The 25,414-nt window shown below is 63.3% G+C and carries 15 protein-coding genes, 3 tRNA genes and 3 rRNA genes; 17 read left to right on the top strand and 4 right to left on the bottom strand.

Translation table 11 applies throughout. From position 1 onward, the window contains the following. Positions 1-66: 66 nt before the first annotated feature. From hfaD to hfaA, 3 genes are read right to left on the bottom strand one after another with little or no spacing between them, the layout of a single operon-like run. Positions 67-1,326 carry a holdfast anchor protein HfaD gene (gene hfaD / locus JX001_RS14145; RefSeq protein WP_241004663.1) on the bottom strand — a complete coding sequence of 420 codons (1,260 nt, stop codon included), beginning with the start codon at positions 1,324-1,326 and terminating at the stop codon, positions 67-69. Further along, positions 1,253-2,269 (bottom strand): holdfast anchoring protein HfaB, encoded by a 1,017-nt coding sequence (hfaB, locus tag JX001_RS14140; RefSeq protein ID WP_039247049.1) that lies wholly within the window; start codon positions 2,267-2,269, stop codon positions 1,253-1,255. The genes hfaD and hfaB overlap by 74 nt, the downstream gene beginning before the upstream one ends. Beyond that, positions 2,266-2,706 carry a holdfast anchoring protein HfaA gene (gene hfaA / locus JX001_RS14135; protein WP_205681484.1) on the bottom strand — a complete coding sequence of 147 codons (441 nt, stop codon included), beginning with the start codon at positions 2,704-2,706 and terminating at the stop codon, positions 2,266-2,268. The genes hfaB and hfaA overlap by 4 nt, the downstream gene beginning before the upstream one ends. Before the next feature lie 119 nt (positions 2,707-2,825). Between hfaA and JX001_RS14130 the strand changes: the two genes are divergently transcribed. The 11 genes from JX001_RS14130 to JX001_RS14080 all read left to right on the top strand — a co-directional run bounded on the left by JX001_RS14130 (position 2,826) and on the right by JX001_RS14080 (position 15,153). Further along, the gene (locus JX001_RS14130) at positions 2,826-3,497 is read left to right on the top strand and encodes a rhomboid family intramembrane serine protease (protein WP_205681483.1); all 672 of its coding nucleotides are present in this window, start codon (positions 2,826-2,828) and stop codon (positions 3,495-3,497) included. 102 nt (positions 3,498-3,599) lie between these two features. Next, the gene (locus JX001_RS14125; protein WP_205681482.1) at positions 3,600-4,025 is read left to right on the top strand and encodes a CBS domain-containing protein; all 426 of its coding nucleotides are present in this window, start codon (positions 3,600-3,602) and stop codon (positions 4,023-4,025) included. Between the two features lie 628 nt (positions 4,026-4,653). Further along, a 16S ribosomal RNA gene (locus JX001_RS14120) occupies positions 4,654-6,114 on the top strand. A 221-nt stretch (positions 6,115-6,335) separates the two neighbouring features. Then, positions 6,336-6,412, top strand: a tRNA-Ile gene (locus JX001_RS14115). Positions 6,413-6,496: 84 nt separating this feature from the next. Beyond that, positions 6,497-6,572: transfer RNA gene (locus JX001_RS14110), tRNA-Ala, on the top strand. A gap of 200 nt (positions 6,573-6,772) precedes the next feature. Further along, positions 6,773-9,551 (top strand): 23S ribosomal RNA (locus JX001_RS14105). Positions 9,552-9,638: 87 nt separating this feature from the next. Next, positions 9,639-9,753 (top strand): 5S ribosomal RNA (gene rrf, locus JX001_RS14100). Together the 16S, 23S and 5S rRNA genes with 3 tRNA genes alongside form the textbook arrangement of a ribosomal RNA operon. An 87-nt stretch (positions 9,754-9,840) precedes the next feature. After that, positions 9,841-9,917 (top strand) — tRNA-Met (locus JX001_RS14095). Between the two features lie 214 nt (positions 9,918-10,131). Further along, positions 10,132-11,388: a non-hydrolyzing UDP-N-acetylglucosamine 2-epimerase gene (wecB, locus tag JX001_RS14090; RefSeq protein WP_205681481.1), complete on the top strand. Its 1,257-nt coding sequence runs from the start codon at positions 10,132-10,134 to the stop codon at positions 11,386-11,388. Positions 11,389-11,390: 2 nt separating this feature from the next. Beyond that, complete coding sequence (locus JX001_RS14085) at positions 11,391-13,655, top strand: glycosyl transferase family protein (RefSeq protein WP_205681480.1); 2,265 nt, start codon at positions 11,391-11,393, stop codon at positions 13,653-13,655. A gap of 16 nt (positions 13,656-13,671) precedes the next feature. Continuing rightward, positions 13,672-15,153: an NfrA family protein gene (locus JX001_RS14080; RefSeq protein ID WP_205681479.1), complete on the top strand. Its 1,482-nt coding sequence runs from the start codon at positions 13,672-13,674 to the stop codon at positions 15,151-15,153. Between the two features lie 20 nt (positions 15,154-15,173). On the opposite strand, the gene JX001_RS14075 is transcribed toward JX001_RS14080, so the two are convergent. Continuing rightward, positions 15,174-16,058 (bottom strand): SDR family NAD(P)-dependent oxidoreductase, encoded by an 885-nt coding sequence (locus tag JX001_RS14075; protein ID WP_205681478.1) that lies wholly within the window; start codon positions 16,056-16,058, stop codon positions 15,174-15,176. A 133-nt stretch (positions 16,059-16,191) separates the two neighbouring features. Between JX001_RS14075 and JX001_RS14070 the strand changes: the two genes are divergently transcribed. The 6 genes from JX001_RS14070 to JX001_RS14045 all read left to right on the top strand — a co-directional run bounded on the left by JX001_RS14070 (position 16,192) and on the right by JX001_RS14045 (position 25,128). Further along, complete coding sequence (locus tag JX001_RS14070) at positions 16,192-18,411, top strand: TonB-dependent receptor (protein WP_205681477.1); 2,220 nt, start codon at positions 16,192-16,194, stop codon at positions 18,409-18,411. 63 nt (positions 18,412-18,474) lie between these two features. Beyond that, positions 18,475-20,064 carry an AMP-binding protein gene (locus tag JX001_RS14065; protein WP_241004662.1) on the top strand — a complete coding sequence of 530 codons (1,590 nt, stop codon included), beginning with the start codon at positions 18,475-18,477 and terminating at the stop codon, positions 20,062-20,064. A 73-nt stretch (positions 20,065-20,137) separates the two neighbouring features. Beyond that, the gene (locus JX001_RS14060; RefSeq protein ID WP_205683202.1) at positions 20,138-20,839 is read left to right on the top strand and encodes a TetR/AcrR family transcriptional regulator; all 702 of its coding nucleotides are present in this window, start codon (positions 20,138-20,140) and stop codon (positions 20,837-20,839) included. Next, positions 20,832-22,082, top strand: a complete 1,251-nt coding sequence (locus JX001_RS14055) for a serine hydrolase domain-containing protein (RefSeq protein ID WP_205681476.1) — start codon at positions 20,832-20,834, stop codon at positions 22,080-22,082. The genes JX001_RS14060 and JX001_RS14055 overlap by 8 nt, the downstream gene beginning before the upstream one ends. 35 nt (positions 22,083-22,117) lie before the next feature. Next, positions 22,118-23,440 carry a spinster family MFS transporter gene (locus tag JX001_RS14050; protein WP_205681475.1) on the top strand — a complete coding sequence of 441 codons (1,323 nt, stop codon included), beginning with the start codon at positions 22,118-22,120 and terminating at the stop codon, positions 23,438-23,440. Then, a complete protein-coding gene (locus JX001_RS14045) occupies positions 23,437-25,128 on the top strand; it encodes a carboxylesterase/lipase family protein (RefSeq protein WP_241004661.1) in 1,692 nt (563 codons plus the stop codon). Before JX001_RS14050 ends, JX001_RS14045 begins: the two co-directional genes overlap by 4 nt. Positions 25,129-25,414: the final 286 nt, after the last annotated feature.

Genomic DNA, 25,414 nt, shown 5'->3' with positions numbered 1-25,414 from the left:
GTGTAAAGTGTGCTTGCCTTCGCCACAAGCGGGGCCGGCGAACCTTACCGACTTGTCATGTTCGGATCAGCCGCCGGGACGGCTGATGTAGAAGCTGGCGCTGTTGCCGACGGCATTGGCGCCGACCACGGCGGTGCGCCCGGACGAGACCGTGGCGTTGGTGGTCGCGGTGACATTGCCGCTGTTGGTCTGGTTGTTGTTGACGTTGACGTCGCCGCCGCACTGAGAACAGGCATAGCCCGTCACCGCATTGCCGACCGCGTCGGAGCCGACATAGGCGTCATAGCCGTTGACGCCGACATAGGTCGCGTTGGCCTCGACCCCGCCGGTGTTCAACTGGGTGTTGTCGAGCTTCAAATAGATGTCGTTGTTGCCGGCGACCGTCTCGTTGGCGACGCTTCGGGCCGCCAGAACCGTCTGGCCCTGGAGGTTGGTCTGGACGCGGGCGTCGGCGCGGACGCGGCCGGCGTTGGCTTGGTCCGTCTGGATCAGCATGGAGCCGCCGGCGTTGGCGGTGATCGCCCGGTTGGCCCCGGCGTTGGCGCCGACCGTCAGGTCCCAGCCGTTGTCGACATAGACATCGGTGCGCGCCTCGGTCGTCGAGGCGGCGTTCGATTGGCGGATGGCCAGATCCTGGTGCGACGCGCCGGTGGTGTTGGTCTGAACCGCATTGGCGACAGCTTGGGACGAGAAGGTCGCAGGCGCGGGGATGTATTGAACGTCGGCGACGGTCTCGGCGAAGACGGTGGTCTGGGCCCTCTGGTCGATGACGCCGGTCAGGGACGAGGAAGGGCCGCCCAGGGCGACGGTGTTGGCGACGGCGGTGCTGGTGGCGAAACCGCCCTGCAGAACGCGGCCGTTCGGCGCCTGAACATAGGTTCCGGCCTCGACCCGGTCGCCGGTCGCGGACTGGCTGGCGTCCACGGCGAAGGTTGCGCGATCGGTGGTGACGCCGAGATAGTTGCCGCGCGCGGTCGTATCGACGCTGAGTTGGCCGTCGGCCTCGCCGTTTACGACCACATTGCTGCGGGCCACCGTCGCGCCGGTCATCGACTGGCGCGAGATCAGGCCCGCAGAGGCGGCCGTGACCCCGCCCGCAAGCGCATTGCCTTGGGCGTTTGTGCTAACGGTCACCTGATCGACGGACAGGTCGATATCCACCAGGCCGGTGACGTCGCCAGTCTGGGTCTGGGTGCTGGAGCAGGTTTCGCCGGCTTGCGGATCGCAGGTCGGCGTTTGCTGGGCGCTCGCCTCAGTGGCGAGTGCGGCGAACGTCGCCGTCGCGGCCATCATGCCAACGAGACGGATCGGCGCGGGTCTGGCCATTGTTGGTGTCCTGAGTGGGATAGGCCGGATAATAGCCGCCGGTCGGGCCGACCGTGGAATCGCCGAGCGGATCGTTGGCGGGGTTCAGGCAGATTTCGGGGCCGGGCGCGCCATAGAGGTTGGCCATGAACTCGACCGTGGCCCGTTCGACCAGGGCGCGGACGGCCAGCTGCGTCGGCTCCATCCCGCCGGTGCCGGCCGAGATGTCGAAGACGTTGCCGTTCAGGAAGTCGAAGACGCCCGCAGAGATTTCGCGGCCGATGATCTGCTTCTGATAGGAGACGACATCGACGACCTCCAGCGTGGTCGTCTGGACCAGACGCAGGTCCATGGCGATGTTCATCACATAGACTCGGTGGTTGACGATGCCCGAGCCGGGTCGGTTGCTGTCGACCTCACCCCCGGCGATGTCGAAGCCGCCGGAGCGGATGTTGTAGTTCACCTCGGTGATGCCGCCGACGACATAGAAGTCAGAGCCCGGCACCTGGCCTGCCAGGATGCGGCGGTACTGGGTGTCCTCTGGCCCCTTGGCGTCGGGAGCCTGGTCGCCGATCAGCTTGTTGTTGGCGTAGCGCAACTCAAGCTCGGACACCGAGGTGTCGTAGCGTTCGACGATGCGGGCGCCGGCCTTGGCCAGCGCCGAGTTTGCCATCAGGGAGGCGCCGCCGGTGATCTGGCGGCCGCCGTCGGACGACACCGTGCCGGTGTAGTCGCTGATCCGGCCCACGGCCATGCGCGGCGAGGGCAGGTTGTAGCGACGGGCGTAGTCGGCCAGGCAATAGAGCGCGGCGGAATAGGGCGTGGGGTTTGCGGTCACCGGCGCATTGCCGATTGGCGTCGCATATTGACCCGACGGACCCGCGACCGGGCTGACGCAGCCGGCGAGCAGAAGGGCGACGGCCGAGACGGCGGCGGACCCCTTGATGAGATGACGGCGGCTCATGGAAGGTCGATGTTCCCGTTCAGGGCCGTACCGGCGTTGATGGCGCCGGTGTTGGTCTGGGTCGAGTTGACGATGACGGTGTTGCGGCTGCCCTGGACCACCACGTTCAGCTGATTGCCGATGGCGGTGGAGCCGCCGATGGTCGTGCCGCCGTTGCTGGACGCGCCGGCGCCGGCATAGGCCGAGGCCGCTCCGCCGGACTGGCTGGAATAGGATGAGGCGCCGGACTGGATGATGCCGTTGACGATCAGCCGATTGCCGTTGGCGTCGCGGGTATAGCCGGTCGCGGCCGTATTGGCGGCCGTTCGCGCGCCGCCATAGCCCTGCTGGAAGCGCGAAGCGCCGCCCGAACCCGTCGACTGCGCGATCGCCGGCACGCTTGCAGCGGCGGCGAAAGCCATGACGGCGGTGGATACAAACAGCCTCTTGGCGGGCATTTCGGGCTTCCTCGCGCACAAACGAACGCCGGACCACGAGCGTGATCCGCACCCCAACCTGCATTAAGGTTATTAAGAAGCGCTTGATGCGACGCGGGTCACTGAGCATTTGTGGCGTCATGTCAGATGCATCCGGTCGATTCGATCCGCCGAACAGCCGCCCGGCGCGAGAGCCGATGTTCAACGTGCCGCTGGTCGTGCTGCTGATCGCGGTGTCGATGCCGACGCTCTTTTTCTTCCAGCGCGACCTGCCCGACATGGGCATGAGCATGGCGTTCGCGCCCATTGATCTGGAGCAGGGACGGTGGGGCGGGCTGCTGACGGCCATGCTGCTGCACGGCGGCTGGACACACGCGATCATGAATGCGGTGGCGGCGCTGGCCTTCGGGACGCCGGTGGCGCGGCTGTTCGGGACCAAGGTTGGTCCGACGGTCTTTCTGCTCTTCTATCTGGTGTGCGGCGTGTTGGCGTCGCTGGGCTACGGGCTGATCCATTGGGGATCCAGCGAGCCGATGGTCGGCGCGTCCGGCGCCGTCTTCGGCCTGATCGGCGCCGCGACACGATTGCTGGGCGGGCAGGGCAGGGTGCTGCCGATGGGTGATCGCCGCGTGATCGGCGCGGCTATCACCTGGATGGCGGTCAACGTCGTGACCGGCATGATCGGCGGACTACCCGGCGCCGAGGGCGCGCGGATCGCCTGGGAGGCGCATGCGGTCGGGTTCGTTGTCGGCTTTCTGGCCATCGGTCCCTTGGGGCGGATGTTCGGAAGCGGGGCCGCGCCTCATCCGTGAGGCGCGTTGATTCCGGACGAGGGGTGAGCGATCATCGCTCCCTGAGCGGCCCTGTCGCCATTCCGGCCCTGCGGTCGTCTCTTATAGAGAGAAGGGACCGCGATGTTTGTCGCCGAAATCCTCAAGACCAAGGGAAACGCCGTCTTCTCGATCGCGCCGGATCTGACGGTGACGCAGGCGTGCGCAGAATTGGAGCAGAAGCGGGTAGGGGCGTTGGTCGTCTGCGACGGCGACCGCGTGGTCGGGGTGTTTTCCGAACGCGATGTGGTCAAGGCGTTGGCGGCCGATGGCGCCGATGCGCTGGACCGTCCGGTCGCCGACTATATGACGGCCAAGGTGATCTATGCCGAACCGGCCGAGGAGATGTCGGCCTTGATGACCCGGATGACCGATCGGCGCGTCCGGCATCTGCCGGTCATGCAGGCGGACCGTCTGGTCGGCGTCATCTCCATCGGCGACGTGGTGAAGTGCCAGATCGCCGAACACGCCCATGAGGCCGAGAGCTTGCGGACCTATATTGCGGGGTGAGAGGGGCGCCCGCCGTTTGCCGATTCCGGTTTTGCGAGAAACTTCCCCTGTCGTGTTAGAATCCGCTTGCTGACAAAGAGGGTGGTCCGTATAGAGCCGCCTCGCTCGGAAACGGGCCGGCCGGCGGGGCGGCGGGGATGAAGATCTCCAAGGTCCCACGGAAGAAAGAGTTGAAAAACTTCTTGCTTTCATCGGTTGGTTTCACTAGGTTCCGCGCTCCAATCGAATCGCCGACGGGTTTTTAGAGGTAGGCCTCGCTTTCCTCCGGTGGTTTCTTGCGGTCTGAAGGGTTCGCTCTTCTCTCCGAAAGATCTCTGAAAAGAGCGGTTGACACGGGGTTTGCGGTTCTCTAAATCGCCGCCTCCGCCGACGACACGGCGCTAAACGGTCGGGCCTCTTCGGAGGTTCCAGGTCTTTGACATTGTTGATTTGGAAAGAGAAACGCAGGCGGCGGTGTTCTTGCGATGACCCTAGAGGTCATCATACGACACTGACTATCTGCGGTCTTTTTGAAAAGATACCATGCGTCGGTCTTCGGATCGATGACGTGGGAACTCGTCAATAAAATACGTAGAACTAATGCCAAGGACGACTTCGGTCGGTCCGATGCTTAGGTCAGAAGTCAACTCAACCTGAGAGTTTGATCCTGGCTCAGAGCGAACGCTGGCGGCAGGCCTAACACATGCAAGTCGAACGAACTCTTCGGAGTTAGTGGCGGACGGGTGAGTAACACGTGGGAACGTGCCTTTAGGTTCGGAATAACTCAGGGAAACTTGTGCTAATACCGAATGTGCCCTTCGGGGGAAAGATTTATCGCCTTTAGAGCGGCCCGCGTCTGATTAGCTAGTTGGTGAGGTAAAGGCTCACCAAGGCGACGATCAGTAGCTGGTCTGAGAGGATGATCAGCCACATTGGGACTGAGACACGGCCCAAACTCCTACGGGAGGCAGCAGTGGGGAATCTTGCGCAATGGGCGAAAGCCTGACGCAGCCATGCCGCGTGAATGATGAAGGTCTTAGGATTGTAAAATTCTTTCACCGGGGACGATAATGACGGTACCCGGAGAAGAAGCCCCGGCTAACTTCGTGCCAGCAGCCGCGGTAATACGAAGGGGGCTAGCGTTGCTCGGAATTACTGGGCGTAAAGGGAGCGTAGGCGGACATTTAAGTCAGGGGTGAAATCCCGGGGCTCAACCTCGGAATTGCCTTTGATACTGGGTGTCTTGAGTATGAGAGAGGTGTGTGGAACTCCGAGTGTAGAGGTGAAATTCGTAGATATTCGGAAGAACACCAGTGGCGAAGGCGACACACTGGCTCATTACTGACGCTGAGGCTCGAAAGCGTGGGGAGCAAACAGGATTAGATACCCTGGTAGTCCACGCCGTAAACGATGATTGCTAGTTGTCGGGATGCATGCATTTCGGTGACGCAGCTAACGCATTAAGCAATCCGCCTGGGGAGTACGGTCGCAAGATTAAAACTCAAAGGAATTGACGGGGGCCCGCACAAGCGGTGGAGCATGTGGTTTAATTCGAAGCAACGCGCAGAACCTTACCACCTTTTGACATGCCTGGACCGCCAGAGAGATCTGGCTTTCCCTTCGGGGACTAGGACACAGGTGCTGCATGGCTGTCGTCAGCTCGTGTCGTGAGATGTTGGGTTAAGTCCCGCAACGAGCGCAACCCTCGCCATTAGTTGCCATCATTTAGTTGGGAACTCTAATGGGACTGCCGGTGCTAAGCCGGAGGAAGGTGGGGATGACGTCAAGTCCTCATGGCCCTTACAGGGTGGGCTACACACGTGCTACAATGGCGACTACAGAGGGTTAATCCTTAAAAGTCGTCTCAGTTCGGATTGTCCTCTGCAACTCGAGGGCATGAAGTTGGAATCGCTAGTAATCGCGGATCAGCATGCCGCGGTGAATACGTTCCCGGGCCTTGTACACACCGCCCGTCACACCATGGGAGTTGGTTCTACCCGAAGGCGCTGCGCTGACCGCAAGGAGGCAGGCGACCACGGTAGGGTCAGCGACTGGGGTGAAGTCGTAACAAGGTAGCCGTAGGGGAACCTGCGGCTGGATCACCTCCTTTCTAAGGATGCTTCTCCAGGCCGTCTCTCACGAGACTGTCTATTGAGGCTCCAATAGCTGATGCGCTCAAGCAGCAATGCGATAGCGCTAGGCACAAACGGCGGAACGCCGCCGTCTCCGTTTCTCTTTCCACTTTCGTCATCGACGCCTCGACCATACGGGTCGTTGAGTTGGTGACGCGATCGCGAGCCTGGGTGTCTATGACCCGGCTGTCGCTGCCATAGGCCCGTAGCTCAGGTGGTTAGAGCGTACGCCTGATAAGCGTAAGGTCGGCAGTTCGAGTCTGCCCGGGCCTACCAGGACTTCTGGTTCGCTGGGGGTTCTCAGCCTCAAGACGGCATCGCCGACAGCTCTCCTGGGCTTCGCACTATTCCTGATGGAATGGGGCCATAGCTCAGTTGGTAGAGCGCCTGCTTTGCAAGCAGGATGTCGTCGGTTCGACTCCGTCTGGCTCCACCAGGATCTTGTGATCGCATCAAGAATTGCCCGTCGGCGCTCGCCGGCTGGCATTGATATCGTAAAGGAAGAACGTGACCGGCTCCCCTGAGCTTTGAGGTCTCTGTTCGAGAAGAAGACATTGTCTGACAAAAATCAGGCTTGGTCCCCCGGCATCTTTCCAGTCGGGCGGAATAAACCAAGCATGAGTTTTGCTGAGAAACGATCAAACGTTGAAGGGCTTCTGACGGATGCCTTGGCGTAGAGAGGCGATGAAGGACGTGGCAAGCTGCGATAAGAACCGGGGAGGCGCTAGCACCCTTTGATCCGGTTATTTCCGAATGGGGAAACCCACCTTTACAGTCTTCCAACTCTGCTCTTCGGGGCAGCGATTGGCGGATTGTTGAAAGGTATAATGAGCTGAATACATAGGCTTCATTAAGCGAACCCGGGGAACTGAAACATCTCAGTACCCGGAGGAAAGGACATCAACCGAGACTCCCGTAGTAGTGGCGAGCGAACCGGGACCAGGCCAGTGCTCTTGTGAAATAAAGACGAACGATCTGGAAAGGTCGGCCATAGTGGGTGAAAGCCCCGTAGTCATCAAACAGCAAGAGACTCGAGTAGGGCGGGACACGTGAAATCCTGTCTGAACATGGGGGGACCACCCTCCAAGCCTAAGTACTCCTCTACGACCGATAGTGAACAAGTACCGTGAGGGAAAGGTGAAAAGCACCCCGACAAGGGGAGTGAAACAGATCCTGAAATCGGAAGCCTACAAGCAGTCGGAGCCGCCAAGCGCGGTGACGGCGTACCTTTTGTATAATGGGTCAGCGACTTCATGTGTCGAGCAAGCTTAAGCCGTTAGGTGTAGGCGCAGCGAAAGCGAGTCTGAATAGGGCGCTAAGTTCGACGTATGACGACCCGAAACCAGGTGATCTATCCATGAGCAGGTTGAAGGTTGGGTAACACCAACTGGAGGACCGAACCCGTGAATGTTGAAAAATTCTGGGATGACTTGTGGATAGGGGTGAAAGGCCAATCAAACCTGGACATAGCTGGTTCTCCGCGAAATCTATTTAGGTAGAGCGTCCGACGAATTCCTTGGGGGGTAGAGCACTGGATGGTTGCGGGCTGCGCGAGCGGTACCAATACTAACCAAACTCCGAATACCCAAGAGAACTATCGGGCAGACACACGGCGGGTGCTAACGTCCGTCGTGAAAAGGGAAACAACCCTAACCATCATCTAAGGCCCCCAAGTCACGGCTAAGTGGGAAACGATGTGGGATTGCTTTGACAATCAGGAGGTTGGCTTAGAAGCAGCCATCCTTTAAAGAAAGCGTAACAGCTCACTGATCAAGCGATCCTGCGCGGAAAATGTAACGGGGCTCAAGCCGTGCGCCGAAGATATGGGTTTGCAGTTTACTGCAAGCGGTAGCGGAGCGTTCCGTAGGCCGGTGAAGGTCAGGCGTGAGCCTGGCTGGAGGTATCGGAAGTGAGAATGCTGACATGAGTAACGATAAGAGTGTGAGAGACACTCTCGCCGAAAGACCAAGGGTTCCTGCGTAAAGCTAATCTGCGCAGGGTTAGTCGGCCCCTAAGGCGAGGCTGAAAAGCGTAGTCGATGGGAAGCAGGTAAATATTCCTGCACCAGCTGGAAGTGACGGATGGCTTAACTCGTACCCACTTATTGGATTGTGTGTGCGGGGGCGTTGTCCCAGGAAATAACTCCAGCAGAGACCGTACCCGAAACCGACACAGGTGGTCAGGTAGAGCATACCAAGGCGTTTGAGAGAACTATGCTGAAGGAACTCGGCAAATTGCACGCGTAACTTCGGAATAAGCGTGACTCACCTTGCGCAAGCAGGACTGAGTGGCACAAGCCAGGGGGTAGCGACTGTTTAGCAAAAACACAGGGCTCTGCGAAGCAGCAATGCGACGTATAGGGTCTGACGCCTGCCCGGTGCCTGAAGGTTAAAGGGAGATGTGAAAGCGTCGAACTGAAGCCCAGGTAAACGGCGGCCGTAACTATAACGGTCCTAAGGTAGCGAAATTCCTTGTCGGGTAAGTTCCGACCTGCACGAATGGCGTAACGACTTCCCCACTGTCTCCAGCATAGGCTCAGTGAAATTGAATTCCCCGTGAAGATGCGGGGTTCCCGCGGTCAGACGGAAAGACCCTATGAACCTTTACTATAGCTTCGCCTTGGCGTTAGCGACCGTATGTGTAGGATAGGTGGGAGACTATGAAACCGGGGCGCCAGCTCTGGTGGAGTCGTCCTTGAAATACCACCCTTACTGTCGTTGACGTCTAACCGAGGGCCGTTATCCGGTCCCGGGACATGGCGTGGTGGGTAGTTTGACTGGGGCGGTCGCCTCCTAAAGTGTAACGGAGGCGCGCGATGGTGGGCTCAGACCGGTCGGAAATCGGTCGTCGAGTGCAATGGCATAAGCCCGCCTGACTGCGAGACTGACAAGTCGAGCAGAGACGAAAGTCGGCCATAGTGATCCGGTGGTCCCGAGTGGAAGGGCCATCGCTCAACGGATAAAAGGTACTCTAGGGATAACAGGCTGATTTTGCCCAAGAGTCCATATCGACGGCAAAGTTTGGCACCTCGATGTCGGCTCATCACATCCTGGGGCTGGAGCAGGTCCCAAGGGTATGGCTGTTCGCCATTTAAAGTGGTACGTGAGCTGGGTTCAGAACGTCGTGAGACAGTTTGGTCCCTATCTGCCGTGGGTGTTCGAAGCTTGAGAGGATCTGTCCCTAGTACGAGAGGACCGGGATGGACATACCTCTGGTGTACCTGTCATGGCGCCAGCTGTGCAGCAGGGTAGCTAAGTATGGAATAGATAACCGCTGAAAGCATCTAAGCGGGAAACTAACCTCAAAACAAGGCTTCGCTGAGGATCGTGGAAGACTACCACGTTGATAGGCCAGGTGTGGAAGTGGGGCGACCCATGAAGCTTACTGGTACTAATAATCCGATCGGTTTGATCGTTTCTCAGCAAAACTCATTCGATGATTGCTCCTTGACCAGAGCAATCTCAGACAATGTCTTCTCATCATCCGCTGTCCCCCTGGTTGACCTGGTGGCTATGTCGGAGGTTCCCCACCCGATCCCATTCCGAACTCGGTCGTTAAGCCCTCCAGAGCCAATGGTACTTCGTCTCAAGGCGCGGGAGAGTAGGTCGCCGCCGGGTCTACCAGGCGGACAGCCGATGATGAACAAAAACCGCAATCGCGGTCCTTCTCGATCCGTTCTTCCTTCTCGATACACTACCGTTTGCCGCGGGATGGAGCAGCCCGGTAGCTCGTCAGGCTCATAACCTGAAGGTCGTAGGTTCAAATCCTACTCCCGCACCCAAAATAACAAAAAGCCGCGGGATCATCGGTCCAGCGGCTTTTTGGTGTCTAAATCCAAGCGCGAGCTGCTGTCTGGCACTTGGCGGCGGACAGGAGATCGACCGAACGGCGGCCACCGAGACGTCGAAGGCACTTCAAAGACGAGCCGGTCAATATTCGTTCTGCACAACCCCGTCGAAACGTCTTGGCCTCGTTCCTGACAAAGCGATCCGACAATGGAGCGTGTTCAGTCGGCGCCGTTGTCGCACTCAACGGGTGCGACGATGACGTTGTGCGCGAGGGACGAGGGCGCACATCGCTGTGTCGTTGCCAGCGTCGCTCTATATTGGTTCAGTTTGGGCAGATCGGTGAAGGTAGTCATTCTCGCAGGCACGCGACCGGAGGTCGTTAAGCTTGCTCCAGTGCGTGCAAGCTTGATCTCTTCAGGCGTGCAGACAGTGTGGATTTCCACCGAACAGCAGGGCAGCCTAAACGCTCAGGCGTTGGGCGCTTTCGACATTCAGCCGGACCTCAGGCTGGATGCGCCGTCGCCTGAACGCACCCTTGGTGGTCGCTTCGCGCAGATCATGGATCGACTAGACCAAGCGGTTGGCGATATTTCGCCGGACCTTGTGTTGGTGCAGGGCGATACGTCGACGACTGCGGCTGGAGCGATGGCGGCCTTCGCGCGACGTGTGCCCGTGGGTCATGTCGAGGCAGGCCTGAGAACGTTCGATCTTGATCAACCTTTCCCCGAGGAAGGCTGGCGCCGTGTGGTGGGCCAATTGGCTGAACTGCACTTCGCACCGACGGAGGCGGCGGTCCGAAATCTGTTGCGAGGGGGCGTGTCCCGGCGCCGGATCCATCTGACGGGAAACACCGGGATCGACGCCGTCCGGCTGTCGGGCGCTCGTGTCAAACCCGCTCCGCTCGCCGACGGCCTACGCCGCGTGCTTGTCACCGTGCATCGCCGCGAGAACTGGGGTTGCGCATTGGAACAGGTGCTGGCCGCCCTGATCCAGCTTCGGGACAGGATTCCCGATATCGAGATTGTGTTTGCGGCCCACGCCAACCCGTCCTTGCGCGGTCGGGTGGACGCCGCCCTGATTGGGCAGGACCGTATCCGCATCGTTGAACCGCTGGACTACCTCGGCTTTCTGTCGAACCTGAAAAGCGCGACATTGGTGTTGTCGGACTCCGGCGGCGTGCAGGAGGAGGGGCCTGTGCTGGGCGTGCCCGTCTTGGTGCTCCGAGACGCGACCGAGCGGGCCGAGGCTGTTGAGGCGGGGGTGGCGAAGCTGGTCGGCACGCAGACCGATGACGTGTTCTCCGCCGCCTTCAGATTGCTGACGAACGAGCCTGAGCGGATGCAGATGGTTCGGGCCGTCAGCCCGTTTGGCGACGGCTTCGCCGCAGGGCGCATCGCCGACATCATCTCGCATTGGGCCCCGTCGAAGCCGCTGGGCGGCGCACAGATCCGGGCGGCGGTCTGACGATGGAATTTCTGCCCACAGGCGCGGACTTGCACGCCCTGCTGCTGGGCTATTGGGAAGTCCTGCGCTGGGCCGTGTTGATTTCGGCCGTGCTGATCTTAGTGAGTTCGCTCGACGATCTATTTATCGACCTTGCCTACTGGTCTGCACTGCTGGTGCGGTTCTGCAGCGTCCAGGACCGGCCCGCGCCGCAGCGGCTGCTGGAGCAGCATCCGGAAAAGATGATCGCCATCATGGTCCCGGCGTGGCAGGAGTCCGACGTCATCGCCAGTATGGTGGCGAACACGAACAAGACCTTCGACTACAGTCGCTACCACATCTTTGTCGGGGTTTACGCGAACGACGCAGAAACGCGGCGCGAGGTCGAGAAGGTCCGCCAGCGCTTCCCAAAGGTGCACCGGGCCGAGGTCCCGCACGACGGACCGACCTCCAAGGCCGACTGCCTTAATTGGATCGTCCAGAACATCCTTCTTTATGAGGAAAAGACCGGCCAGCAGTTCGAGGCCTTCCTGATGCACGATGCCGAGGACGTGGTGCATCGGTTCGGTCTGAAGACGGTCAACTGGTTCGTGGATAAGGCGGCAATGATCCAGATGCCCGTCCTGTCAATGGATCGGAAATGGAACAACCTTGTCGCATGCCACTACATGGACGAGTTCGCCGAGTTCCACACAAAGGACCTGCCAGTGCGCTCGGCCCTGGCTCGGATGACCCCGTCTGCGGGCGTGGCCACGGCCTTCCACCGTCAGGCCATGATGGCGTTGGTCGAGGAAAGGCAAGGTCAGCCGTTCAATACCGATAGCCTGACCGAGGACTATGACGTCGCCCACCGGCTGAGCGTTCTTGGCTATCCGTCGTCCTTCGTGAGGTATCACGCGAAGGTTCCGCGCCAGCGCAAGGCCTGGTTCCGAAAGGGCATGGTGGACATCAGCCGCCGCGAACTGGTCTCAACCAAGGAGTTCTTCCCCCACAGGTTTGCCTACAGTGTCCGACAAAAGGCGCGCTGGACCCTGGGCATCTCTATCATGGGCTGGGCCCAGCTCGGCTGGTTCGGCGGGTTGGTGAACCGCTACTATCTGTTCCGCGACCGCAAGGCCCTGTTCACCGCCCCGGTCGGCATCATCGGTTATGCGATCGTGATCCAGCTGCTGGGCGTGATGCTGCTGCAGTGGCTGTGGCCCGAAGCGATCAACCTGCCGCCATTGATCGATCGGCGCTGGGTATGGGCGATCGTGACGTTCAACTTCCTGTTCTTGCTCAATCGCATCCTGCACAGGGCTTGGTTCACGGGATTGAACCATGGGCTGAAGCATGTGCCGCTGACGCCGATCCGGATCGTCACCTCGAACCTGATCTCGTTCGGCGCTTTCTGGCGGGCGTCGCACCAGTGGATTAACCACCTGGTCACGCGGCGGCCGATCGCCTGGGACAAGACCCAGCACGCCTATCCGTCTCTGTCGGAGCTGCAGCAGGGCACGGGCCGACTGGGGGATACGCTGCGGTTTTGGAACCATGTCAGCGAGGCTGATCTGATCCGGGCGTTGGAGGTGCAGAAGAACCGCTATCGCCCGCTAGGCCTGCTGCTGCTCGACCTCGCCGCCGTCGACGACGACCATTTGGCTGAAGCCTTCGCCGAGCGCGGCGAGACCTATGCCTCCATCTTCGACCCGTTCCAGATCGAGCGAGGGGTGCTCGCCTTGCTGACGCCCGAAGAGGCCGCGCGCTACGGCGCCGTGCCGCTGAGGCGCAACGGCGCGAGGCTGGACGTCGCTTTGGCCGAGCCTCTGCCTGCCGACCAGCGCTCAGCGCTAGAGAAGCGCTTGGGCCAGCAGGGCGTACGCAGCGTGCGCTTCCTATTCGCTCCGCTGAGCGACATCGCTTTCGCGATCCGGTTCGCTTGGGGGGAGGATCCCTTCGTCGTCGTTCGCGAACAACTGGCCCGACTGAAGGCCGCAGGACACCTGGACGCCTCACGCGAGGCCATGCTGTGGCGTTCGGTCCGTGCCGGCTACGCCCGCTTGGGCGACATCCTGATCCGTCAGCGACGCATTAGCCACGCTGACCTGCAGACGGCTTTGGCCGCTTCCCGCACCGAAGGCCGCTCGTTGGGCGAGACTCTGACACGACTGAAACTCGTCGCTGCGGCCGACCTCGAGGCGGCGTTGAAAGACCAGCGTAGCGCCCGCTGGCTGAGCGAGCATCTGGCCGAGGCGCTGCGAAGCGCGCCGGTCGACGACCGACACCTGCCCCGATATCAACTCGCCTGACCGAACCGGACTTTCCATGCGCCGCTCCCTCCTGCTTGCCTCCGTCGCCATCGCCGTTAGCGGCGGCGGTGTGCTGACGCCCGCCACTGTTCAGGCCCAGACCGAAGCCGCGTCGTCCAAGGGGTACGCCGACGCCACAGCCGCCTATGCCGCGATGAGCGCGGGCAGGCCCGCCGAGGCCGTCGCTCCCGCCGCCCGCGCCGTTGGCGCCGCGCCTGAGAACCTGGACTGGCGCTTGCTGCTGGCCGACGCCCTGATTGGCTCAGGCGACGACGCAACGGCCTTGATGGTGCTTCAGCCGGTCGCCGGAAGCCGGGACCATCGGGTCCAGACGCGTCGCGGTGAGGCCTCGCGCCGGACCGGCGACCTGAATCAGGCGGCCGAGGCCTACGCCATCGCCGCACCGCTGGCGCCGACGCCGCAGAGCCAAGCCTATCTGACGCGCGCTCGGGCGCAGGCGCTGACCGAAATGGGCCGCAAGGCGGAGGCGCGCGTGGTGCTGCGCGAGGGCGCGACGAATGGCGTGCTGCCAGGTGATGCGCCGCTGGACTTCGCCTATGCGGCCGTGGCTGCGGGGGAGGATCGGCTGGCGGTTCAGGGTTTCGGCGCCGCTGACCGAAGCGAACCGCTGACCGGTGCGCAGGCGCTCGACGCAGCCTATGCCGCCCGCCGGGCGGGGCAGGACATGAAAGCGGCCACTTGGCTGGAACAGGGCGCCCGCACTCTTCCCGCCGATCAGATGACGGCTCAGCGCCGCCATGAGATTGGTCGCGAACTGCAGACGCTGGAGCATCGATTCGGCGGGACGGTGAACGTCTCGACCGGCCCTGCGCCCAACGCCACGATTTTGATCAACGGCGGCGACAATCAGGTGACCCAGGTCGGGGGAGAGATCTGGGCCCGCGTCGGCGGGGACAACAACGGCCGCCCGGTGCAGGCCTTCGCCCGCGCCTACCAGACCGTCGACGCCGACACCGGCGCGACTGGCGGCGAGAGCACCCAAGGCTGGGTCGGGGTACGCTGGAAGCCGTTCACCGATACCAACCTGTCGCTGGAAACCAGCCGTTTGATCGCAATCGGCGAGGCGGCCCGCGACGACACCATGCTGCGCGCTGCCTGGTCCGCGGATGCAGGCGGTGACCTGCGCTACGACCGCGACAGTTGGCCGGCCGCCCATGTCTATGTCGATGTCGCCCGCCTGCTTGAGGATGAGCAGACCTATGCCGTCGCGGACGCCAACCTGGGCTGGACCTGGATAGCAACCGAAGGCCGTCGCGACACCATCACCGCCGGCGTCGGCGTCCGCGCGGACTACGACAGTCTGCGCGCGGACAAATGGGCGGTAGCCGCTGGCCCGCGTGTCGCTTGGCGACACTGGATGGGTGAAGATCTGCAGGCGCGGGGACGGTATCTGGATCTATCGCTGGGATACTATACGCCGCTCCGCGACGGACCTAGGGATGAAGGCCTGGTCTTATCGCTAACGCTCGGCTTCTGATTGATCGACGCAATCGCCTTCTAACGCATCGCTACGCGGTCGGGGTGATTGACCTCATGATGGTATTGAGCGGCGCCTGACGCCGGCGCCTGTTCGCCCGTTCGGTCGGAGATTTGCGCCCAACCGGCTTGGATTCGCTCGGCGGCGTCGTTCGCCTCACCAACGTAGATGCCGCGGGTCATCGTGATGTTGGCCTGTTCGAAGGCGCCTGCGCCGGCAAGCAGGATGGTTCGCGTCGGGGCATTCTCGGCGGCCAGGGCGACGACGCCCGGGCTGACGAGATCGGACGACAGGCCCTTGAGATCCTCGGGCGAATACAGGTCCTGCGTCATCTGGGTCGCTGCGCTGGGCGCAAGACAGTTGACGCGGATGCCGTGACGTTCGCCTTCCAGAGCGAGCGTCTGCATCAGGCCGACCAACGCCATCTTGGCGGCGGCGTAGTTGGACTGGCCGAAGTTCCCGTAGAGGCCGGAGGAGGAGGTCGTGAAGATCACGCGACCGTAGCTCCGCTCGCGCATGGCGGACCATACGGCCTTGGTGACATTGACCGAACCCATCAGATGGACGTCGATGACGGCGGCGAAGTCGTCGAGGTCCATCTTGGCGAAGGTCTTGTCGCGCAGGATGCCGGCGTTGTTGACCAGGATGTCGACGGCGCCCCAGCGGTCCAGGACGGCGGCCGCCATGGCGTCGACGGCTGCTCTGTCCGTGACGCTGCAGACGTGGGCGAACGCTTCGCCTCCAGCAGCGACGATCTCGTTCACGACGGCTTCGGCGCCCTGAGGGGACATGTCGTTGACGACGACCCTGGCGCCGTAACGAGCGAGGGAGAGGGCGTGACTGCGACCGAGGCCGCCGCCCGCGCCGGTGACGATGGCGACGCGGCCGTTAAGAGCGATGGTCATGATGTCCTCCAGAGATAATCGCAGGACGATCGCCCGCGTTGACCCTATCTGAACCGACGCTGACCCGATGGTCAACATTCACCCGCCGACTAGTGAAGTTGACAGGGGGTAAAATCGGTGGGAACGTCCCGGCATGGCGACGAAGAGCGCCGAGGAAACATTGAGGAAGGGAACGACCATGGGCCGCAAGCTCTGGATAACGACGTCCTCCGTCGTGCTGTTGTGGGCCGGCGCCGTTCAGGCCCAGCAGGTCGACGACCCCGAGACGCGCGTAGGAACAGATCAGGCCGACGTCCTGGGCGACGTGGTCGTCACCGCCGAACGGCGCACGAGCAATCTTCAGACGACCGCCGTCGCCGCGACCGTCCTCAGCGGGGACGACCTGACCAATAAGGCTGTGACGTCCCTCGACCAACTGCAGTTCGCCGCGCCGTCCACGACCATCCAGAATTTCGGACAGGGCAACTTCTTCAACGTGCGCGGCATCGGCAAGTCGGAGGCGACGACGGCGGTGGGCGTGGGCGTCATCACCTATCGCGACGGCGTCGCGGCCTTCCCGGCCTATTTCCAGACCGAACCCTACTATGACATCGGCAGCCTGGAGCTGTTGCGGGGGCCGCAGGGCACCTTCGCCGGCGCGAACGCGACCGGCGGGGCGGTGTTCATCACGGCCCGCAACCCCGACTTCTCGGGCATCAACGGCTATGTCTTCGGCCAGGTCGGCAACTACAGCGACATCAAGCTGCAGGGGGCGATCAACCTGCCGCTGACACAGACTCTGGCCGCGCGCCTCGCGTTCAACCATGAGACCCGAGACAGCTTCTACACCATCACGGGGCCCTATCGCGGCCGTCCCGGGGTCGTGGATTCCAACAGCGTCCGCGCCAGCCTGTTGTGGCAGCCCACCGACGCGCTGAAGGTGCTGTGGAAGACCGATTACAACAACATCGACCTGGGCGGCTATCCGGCGGATCCGGCGCTGGCGACCAATGATCCGTTCAAGATCACCTCAAATGGACCCAACGAGGCGCATGACGAGTTCGTCCGCTCCTCGGTCAACGTCAGCTATGTCTTCGACAGCGGCATGACGCTGAAATCGATCACCGGCTATCAAGCCGGGCGGTCGCGTTTCGCCACGGATCTGGACGGCACCGCCGCCCTGAACAACACCTTCGCCGATCAGCTCGACGAAGAGGTGTGGTCGCAGGAATTCAACCTGATCTCTCCGGATCAGCAGCGACTGAAATGGCTGCTGGGGCTCTACTATCAGTATGACATGGCGCGTTTCCCCGCCAAGACCTTCCCGACCGCCGAATACCGGATCGGCTTCCCGGAGAATGTGCTCGACATCTATCTCTGGGGCGATACGCCCAAGGAGACGGCGGCCATCTTCGGCCAGGTCAGCTACGACATTTCGGACCGAGTTCAGGTGCAACTGGGCGCGCGCTACGCCCATTCGGTCTCCACCAATGACGACGTCTATACAACCTATCCGCAGTTCGGGATCGTCCTGTTCCAGGACGACGAGGTCAAGGACGACAAGGTGACCGGCAAGGTCACGCTGAACTGGAAGGTGGACGATTCGAACTTCGTCTACGGCTTCGTGGCGACCGGTCACAAGGGCGGCGGATTGAATGCGCCCAATCTCTATCGCCCGGCCCTGACGTTCGGCTCCGAAGATCTCGTCGATTACGAACTGGGCTGGAAGTCGACCCTGCTGGGCGGACGTCTGCGTAGTCAGGTCGGGGCCTATTACACCGTCTACCAGGACTTCCAGGTCAATATCGGCGACCCGCAGTTCCCGCAGGTCAGCCGCATCCAGAACATCCAGGGCGACACCACGCTCATGGGTGTGGAGGCCTCGCTCCAGGGGCGGTTCGGACCCCTGTCCTTCGATGTCGCGGGCTCCCTGTCCAGCTCCGAGATGGGCGACTTCTTCGGCGCGGACCCGCGGCTGGGACGGACGGGCGTCTGCAATCCGTCGACGGGTCCGGCGAGCGCCAACTGCGTCAACATCTCGGGCAACACCAAGAGCTACGCTCCCGAGGCCACCTTCAACGCCGGGATCGAATACGCCTTCCCTCTCGGCGCGAACATGACGCTGACGCCGCGGGTCGATTACGCCCATATCGGCGAGAGCTGGACGACCATCTTCAACAACGCCGCTTTGGGCGATCGTCTGGGCGCGCGTGACATCGTCAACGCCTCCATCCGCCTGAACACCGGGCCCTGGACCTGGGCGGCCTATGCGCTGAATGCGACGGACGAGACCTATATCGCCGCGATCAACTCGGGCCTGAGATATGCCGGACCGCCCCGGCAGTACGGGCTGAACCTGACCCGCACCTTCTGACCCTAAAGGCGGGGCGGCTCGCGCTGTCCCGCCGCCCTATCGCCTGCCCGGACCCCGTCTCGAATGTCGCTTACCTCCGCCAGTCTCATGCAGGACTACGCCCTGACCGTGGATCGCTTCCTCGACCACGGCGCGAAATGGCATGGCCATCGCGCGGTGGTCAGCGCGGGCGCGGAGGGGGACACTGTGATCGGCTACGGCGATCTGAGAGATCGGGCCAACCGCCTTTCGGGCACGCTGCTGGATCTGGGACTGCGGCCGGGCGACCGGATTGCGACCCTGGCCTGGAACACGCAGCATCATCTCGAAGTCTGGTACGGCGCCATGAGCGTCGGCCTGGTGTGCCACACGCTGAATCCCCGCCTGACGGCAGCGAATCTGTCCGCAATGATCACTCAGGCGAACGATCGGGTTTTGGCGGTCGGCGCCGGCTTGTCGGCCATGGCGCGGGAGCTCGCAGCGGCCTGTCCTTGCCTCGAACGTTTGATCCTGCTGGATGGCGATACGGCGGACAGCGACTTCGGCTTGCCGACGGAAGCGTTCGAATCCCTGCTGGCGGCTCACGGTCGTCCCGCCGTCTGGGGCGACGTGGATGAGCGCAGCCTGGCCGGGCTGTGCTTTACGTCCGGTACGACAGGCGCCCCGAAGGGCGTCGGCTATACGCATCGCTCGAACTATCTGCACACGATCCGCGCGCTGCAGGCCGACGCCATGGCCCTGACGGCGAAGGATCGCGTGCTGGTGGCCGTGCCGATGTTCCACGCCAACGCCTGGGGCCTGCCGTTCGCGGCGCCGGCGGTGGGCGCAGGCCTGATCCTGCCGGGCCGGTCCACGGACGGCGCGTCCCTGGCGCGATTGATTCAGCAGCATCAGGCGACGGTCGCCGTAGGAGTGCCCACTGTCTGGCTTGGGCTGCTGGATCATCTCGACGCGGTCGGCGGCGAGACGCCCAGCCTGAAGCGGATCATCATCGGCGGCTCCAGCTGTCCAGACACCCTGATCCGGCGGATGCAGGATCGCCTGGGCGTCGTCGTACAGTCCAGCTGGGGCATGACCGAGCTTTCGCCCCTTGGCGCGATTTCGCCGCCGTCGGCCGACGGCGATGGCCCGATCGGCGCGGGCCGACCTGCCATGGGGCTTGATATCCTTTTGACCGATGAGGCCGGCGCGCCGCTCGCGCAACAGCGCAACGCCGTCGGCCGTCTGAGGGTGCGCGGCCATAGCGTGACCCGGCGCTATTTCGGAGCCGAGAAGGATGCGGTCGACGCTGACGGCTGGTTCGACACCGGCGATCTGGCGAGCCTGGACGACGTCGGCAATCTGACGCTTGCAGGCCGGTCGAAGGACCTGATCAAGTCGGGCGGCGAGTGGATCAATCCCGTCGAGATCGAGGACATCGTCGGCGCCCTGCCGGCGGTGGGATTGGTCGCCGTCATCGGACAGGTCGACGGCAAATGGGGTGAGCGGCCCCTGATGGTGGTCGAGCCCGCCCAAGGGGAGACCATCAACGACGCAGCGCTGAAGGCCAGTCTGAAAGGGCGGGTCGCGGACTGGTGGATTCCGGACCGCATCGTGCGGGTCGAAACCATGCCCCTGGCCGCGACCGGTAAGATCAACAAGACGCAGCTTCGCGCCATCTACGGAGGCGCTTAGGATGACCGCTGTTTCCGTCAGGGAGTCGGCGCGTCGCTCACGAACCGCGCCGGACCGTATCGAGGTTCAGGTCATGTCCAAGTCGCCCCGCAAGCCGCGCAGCAAGGCCGAGCAGCGCGCCGAAACCCTGGAGCAGCTGCTGGACGCCGCCGAGGCCCTCTTCTCCCAGCACGGCTTTTCGGCGGTCACCATCAAGGACATCGCCGAAAAGGCCGGGGTCCATAAATCCCTGGTCCACTACTATTTCACCGACAAGCAGGCGGTGTTCGACAAGGTGATGGCCCGTCGGGCGCCGGTCACCAGCGGACGCCGGATGGAGGCGCTGGACGCTTATGAGCGGGCCGTCGACGGCAAGCCGACTGTCGAGGGCGCGTTGCGGGCTTTTCTCGACACCGACCTGGACACCTATTCGACCGGCGGGGAGGGGTGGCGGAACTTCGGCGCCCTCAGCGCCCAGATCAACAACACCCCGGCCTGGGGCGCCGAGATCATGGATCGGCTCTATGACCCTGTCGTCCTCCGACTGATTGATCTGCTGAAGAAGGCCATGCCGGACAGCGCCGAGGAGGACATCTTCTGGGGCTATCACTTCGTGTCCGGCGCCCTGACGCTCACCCTGGCCCGGACGGGACGGATCGACCGGCTGTCCGACGGCCTGTGCCGCTCCGACGACTTCGAGGCCGTGAAGGCGCGGATGGCCGAGTTCATGGCCCACGGCTTCATAGGCATCTGCCGCAGCCGCGCGGATGCGCGGGCAGGGCCTTCCCATGGCTGACCCCGCCGACCTGCCCATCGCCGCCAGTCCCGAGGCGGTTGGTTTCGATTCCGGTCGGTTGGGGCGGCTCGACGCCTATATGGCCGAGATGGTCGAGGCGGGACACGTCGCCGGGACCTCGACCCTGCTGATGCGGCATGGCCAGGTCGTCGCCTTCACCACACAGGGCAAGGCCGACTTGGCCTCCAACGCCCCGCTCGCGCGCGACGCCCTGTTCCGCATCTATTCCATGACCAAGCCCATCACCGGCGTCGCTCTGATGATCCTGTTCGAGGAAGGGCGATGGAGCCTGGATGATCCGATCACGCGCTTCCTGCCGGAACTCGTCGGCCTGAAGGTCTTCGCCGGGCTGGACGCGAACGGCGGCCTGCTGACGACCGACGCCGTTCGCGCGCCCACCATGCGCGAACTTCTCAGCCACACGGCGGGGTTCGGCTACGGTCTGTTCGACGTCCATCCCGTTGAGCGCGCCTATCGCGACGCGGGCGTGCTTCAGGCCGCCAACCTGGACGAGCTGGCGTCCAGGGTCGCAGCCGTTCCGCTGCACTTCCAGCCAGGCGGCGAATGGTTCTATTCCGTCGCGACCGATCTGCAGGGGCTGATCGTCGAGCGAATTTCCGGTCAAAGGTTCGGCGACTTCCTTCAGACCCGGATCTTCGACCCACTGGGGATGGTCGACACGGGCTTCCAGACCCGTCCCGACAACGTCGATCGCCTGACCGCCATCTATTGCGACGATGGCGCCGGGGGGCTGCGACCAGCGACCGAGGCGTTCGACATGCCGATCAACGACTTCACACGCGCCCCCGTGTTCGAGAGCGGCGGGGGCGGTCTGGTCTCGACGGCGATGGACTATGCGCGATTCGGCCAGATGATCCTCAACCGCGGCGCGCTAAACGGGGTGCGGATTCTGTCTCCCGTCGCCGTCGCGTTGATGGGAACCAATGTGGTTCCGGACGCCGTGCTGGCGGTGGCGAACCCGCTGCGTCTTCTGCCCTTCAATCCAGCCTTCGGCTTCGGCCTGGATTTCGCCGTCGCCCTGGATCCGCGCCGGCTCGGCATGGTCGAGGGACGGGGCACGCTGAGCTGGGGCGGCGGCGGCGGGACCTGGTTCTGGATCGACCCGGAAAACGACATCGTCTTCGTCGGCCTGATCCAGCGCCTGGCGGACCCGGTCAGCAGCGCCTTCCGAAACCGCGCCCGCACCCTTGTCTACCAAGCGCTGACACACCCTGAAAAATAGACGGGCCGTCAGGTCCGCATCACGAGGAAACGACCATGAGCCAGTATGAAGCCATCGTTCCCGATGCGGCGGGCAGGGCGCCGCCGGGACAACGCGTCGGGGCGCGGGCCTGGATCGCGCTGGGGTCGCTGTGGTTCATCTATGTGCTGAACTTTTTGGACCGGCAGCTGCTGTCGATCCTGGCCAAGCCGATCCAGGACAGTCTGAAGATTTCGGACAGTCAGCTGGGCCTGCTCGGCGGCCTGTATTTCGCGATGTTCTACTGTTTCATCGCCATTCCCGTGGGGTGGCTGGCGGATCGGACCAACCGGGTGCGCGTCCTGGCGATCGCCTGCGGCATCTGGAGCGCGGCGACGATCGCCTGCGGTCTCTCGCGCACCTACGCCCAGTTGGCCGTGGCGCGGATGACCGTGGGGTTCGGCGAGGCGGGTGGCGTGCCGCCCTCCTACGCCATCATCGCCGACTATTTCCCGCCGCATCGCCGCGGCATGGCTTTGGGCCTCTATAATCTGGGTCCGCCGATCGGCGCCGCGCTGGGCATCGCCTTCGGGGCCTCGATCGCGGCGGCCTTCAGCTGGCGCGACGCCTTCCTGGTCGTCGGGGCGGTCGGCATCGTAGCGGCCCTGGCGGTGGTGTTCGTGGTGCGCGAGCCGCGTCGCGGCGGCCTGGATGGCCTGGCCGTCGGGACCGTGCAGCCCAAGGCCGGTTTCGGCGAGACCTTGAAGATGTTCTTCACCAGCCCCGCCCTGTTGCTGGCGTCCTTCGGCAGCGGCGCGACGCAGTTCATCACCTACGGATTGGGCAACTTCGCCACCCTGTTCCTGATGCGCGAGAAGGGGATGGCGCTCGCCGACGTGGCCGTCTGGTACGCCCTGGTGGTCTGCGTCGGAATGAGCGCGGGCATCTTCTGCTCGGGCTGGGCGATCGACCGGTTCACGCGCAAGTCGAAGCGCGCCTATGGCCTGGTGCCGGCGGTCTCGCTGATCCTCGCCATCCCCTTCTACTGCGCCTTCGTCTGGGCGCCGACGTGGCCCCTCGCGCTCGTCTTCCTGACCGGTCCGACCTTCCTGAACTATTTCTACCTGTCCTCGTCCGTCGCGCTCGTGCAGGCGGAAGTGCGCCCGAACCAGCGGGTCATGTCAGGCGCCCTGCTGCTGCTGGTGATGAACTTCATCGGTCTGGGGCTGGGACCGACCTATGTCGGGGCCGCCAGCGACTTCTTCCGGGCGAGCCATCCCGACCATTCGCTTCAGATGGCCCTCTACACCCTGGTGCCCTTCTATGTCCTCGCCATCGGCCTCTTTTTCTGGCTGGCGAGGGTCCTCGGCCGCCGCCCGCAAACGGAGATCGCCCAATGACCCCTCTACGCCGGATGCCTTTGCGAGACGCAGCCTTCGCCATCTTGGCCGCCCTAGTCGCAGGGGGCGTTGGGCCGGCGGTCGCCGCGTCGGCGGACCCGGAAGGCGAACACGTTATCCTCCAGACGCCCGCCGGCGGTCTGTCCGGCGTGACGATCGAGGGCGTCCGCGCCTTCAAGGGGGTGCCCTATGCCGCGCCGCCGGTCGGGACCGGCCGCTGGCGGCCGCCGGCGCCGGCGCCGCACTGGACGGGCCTCCGCGACGCCCGCGCCTTCGGCCCCGCCTGCGTGCAGCCGACGCCGCGGGTTCAGACGATCTATTCTGCGGACCTTGGACGAACCAGCGAGGACTGCCTGACGCTGAACATCTGGACGCCTGCTAACGCCGAGAAGGCGCCGGTCATCGTCTGGATCCACGGCGGGGCGCTGGTCGCGGGATCCAGTCGAGAGACATTGTACGACGGTTCGCGCCTGGCGGCGCAAGGCGTCGTGGTGGTGTCGATCAACTATCGGCTCGGCGTCCTCGGCTATCTCGCCCACCCCGCGCTCAGCGCAGAATCCACGGACGGCGTGTCCGGCAACTACGGTCTGATGGACCAGATCGAGGCCCTGAAATGGGTCCAGCGCAATATCGCCGCCTTTGGCGGAGATCCGCAGAACGTCACCATCGCCGGCGAATCCGCCGGCGGTCTCAGCGTGATGTATCTGATGGCGTCGCCCCCGGCGCGAGGGCTCTTCACCAAGGTGATCGCCCAGAGCGCCTATATGATCTCCACGCCCGAGCTCAAGGCGGCGCGATATGGCATGCCTTCAGCGGAAGACGCCGGTGCGCGGTTGGCGCGGACCCTTCAGGCGCCGAGCGCCCGCGCGCTGCGATCGCTCGACGCCCAGACTCTCACGGATGCGGCCGCCCTCGCCGGTTTCTTGCCCTTCGGCGCGGTGGATGGAAAACTACTGCCCGGACAGCTGGTGGATGTCTTCGATCGCGGCGACCAGGCGCCTGTCCCGATCCTGGCCGGTTTCAATAGCGGCGAGGTGCGCTCACTGAAGATGCTGGCCCCGCCCACGCCGTCTTCGCCGGCGGATTACGAGCGCACGATCCGGGAGCGATACGGCGACCTGGCCGACGCCTTCCTCGCCCTCTATCCGTCGTCGGACATGGGGGAGAGCATTCTCGCTACCACGCGCGACGCGCTCTACGGCTGGACGTCGGAGCGCCTGGTCCGGTCGCAGACCGCCCTTCAGCGACCGTCCTTCCTCTATTATTTCGATCACGGCTATCCCGCTGCCGATGCGGCCGGCCTGCACGGTTTCCACGCCAGCGAGCTGCCTTATATGTTCGGCAGGCTGACGCGCACGCCGCCGCTGTGGCCAAAGGTCCCGGACACGGCGGAGGAGAGAGCGTTGTCCGACGTCATGGTCGCCTACTGGACCGCCTTCGCCCGGGACGGCGCGCCTGGACAGGTCGCCGGGGTGTCATGGCCGGCTTATGGGGAAGAGCGACAGTTCATGCGCTTCGAAAAGATGCCTCGCCCCGCCGAGCGGCTGCTCCCTGGCATGTTCGACCTTCACGAGCAGGCCATGTGCCGGCGCCGCGCAAGCGGTACGCAGCCCTGGAACTGGAATGTTGGTCTGGCTTCGCCATCCCTGATTGGAACTGCCGGCTCGACAGGCGGGGAGTGCGGCTAGCGGCCGGGATTCGAATGATCGTGCCTCGGTCGTCGAGGCCGACACCATGAGCTCACTAGCGACCGGATCTCACGGTGGTGCGGAGCTTGGCGGCACGCCTTGTCGTCATGTCTGAGGTTTATCCCGCTGAAGGTGGCGTCGCCCATCGGGGCTGCGAGAAAGGCGCTCTTCGCCGAGTTTGTCAGGCAAAACCGAAAGATTCTTCTGCCAGGTCATGACACATTGCTATGACTTCGAATGGCTCACACAGTGAGGCCATGAACAACGTCAACGCGAGCCTGGGCCT

This window comes from Brevundimonas fontaquae (assembly GCF_017086445.1).
GTDB lineage: Bacteria > Pseudomonadota > Alphaproteobacteria > Caulobacterales > Caulobacteraceae > Brevundimonas > Brevundimonas fontaquae.
The sequence above is the reverse complement of the archived record's forward strand: the minus strand, read 5'-3'. Positions and strand labels throughout refer to the sequence as shown.

Bases quoted from the DNA above. Each gene is read 5' to 3' on its own strand.
- hfaD (WP_241004663.1), bottom strand. From the start codon at position 1,326: ATGGCCAGACCCGCGCCGATCCGTCTCGTTGGCATGATGGCCGCGACG.
- hfaB (WP_039247049.1), bottom strand. From the start codon at position 2,269: ATGAGCCGCCGTCATCTCATCAAGGGGTCCGCCGCCGTCTCGGCCGTC.
- hfaA (WP_205681484.1), bottom strand. From the start codon at position 2,706: ATGCCCGCCAAGAGGCTGTTTGTATCCACCGCCGTCATGGCTTTCGCC.
- JX001_RS14130 (WP_205681483.1), top strand. From the start codon at position 2,826: ATGTCAGATGCATCCGGTCGATTCGATCCGCCGAACAGCCGCCCGGCG.
- JX001_RS14125 (WP_205681482.1), top strand. From the start codon at position 3,600: ATGTTTGTCGCCGAAATCCTCAAGACCAAGGGAAACGCCGTCTTCTCG.
- wecB (WP_205681481.1), top strand. From the start codon at position 10,132: ATGGAGCGTGTTCAGTCGGCGCCGTTGTCGCACTCAACGGGTGCGACG.
- JX001_RS14085 (WP_205681480.1), top strand. From the start codon at position 11,391: ATGGAATTTCTGCCCACAGGCGCGGACTTGCACGCCCTGCTGCTGGGC.
- JX001_RS14080 (WP_205681479.1), top strand. From the start codon at position 13,672: ATGCGCCGCTCCCTCCTGCTTGCCTCCGTCGCCATCGCCGTTAGCGGC.
- JX001_RS14075 (WP_205681478.1), bottom strand. From the start codon at position 16,058: ATGACCATCGCTCTTAACGGCCGCGTCGCCATCGTCACCGGCGCGGGC.
- JX001_RS14070 (WP_205681477.1), top strand. From the start codon at position 16,192: ATGGCGACGAAGAGCGCCGAGGAAACATTGAGGAAGGGAACGACCATG.
- JX001_RS14065 (WP_241004662.1), top strand. From the start codon at position 18,475: ATGTCGCTTACCTCCGCCAGTCTCATGCAGGACTACGCCCTGACCGTG.
- JX001_RS14060 (WP_205683202.1), top strand. From the start codon at position 20,138: ATGTCCAAGTCGCCCCGCAAGCCGCGCAGCAAGGCCGAGCAGCGCGCC.
- JX001_RS14055 (WP_205681476.1), top strand. From the start codon at position 20,832: ATGGCTGACCCCGCCGACCTGCCCATCGCCGCCAGTCCCGAGGCGGTT.
- JX001_RS14050 (WP_205681475.1), top strand. From the start codon at position 22,118: ATGAGCCAGTATGAAGCCATCGTTCCCGATGCGGCGGGCAGGGCGCCG.
- JX001_RS14045 (WP_241004661.1), top strand. From the start codon at position 23,437: ATGACCCCTCTACGCCGGATGCCTTTGCGAGACGCAGCCTTCGCCATC.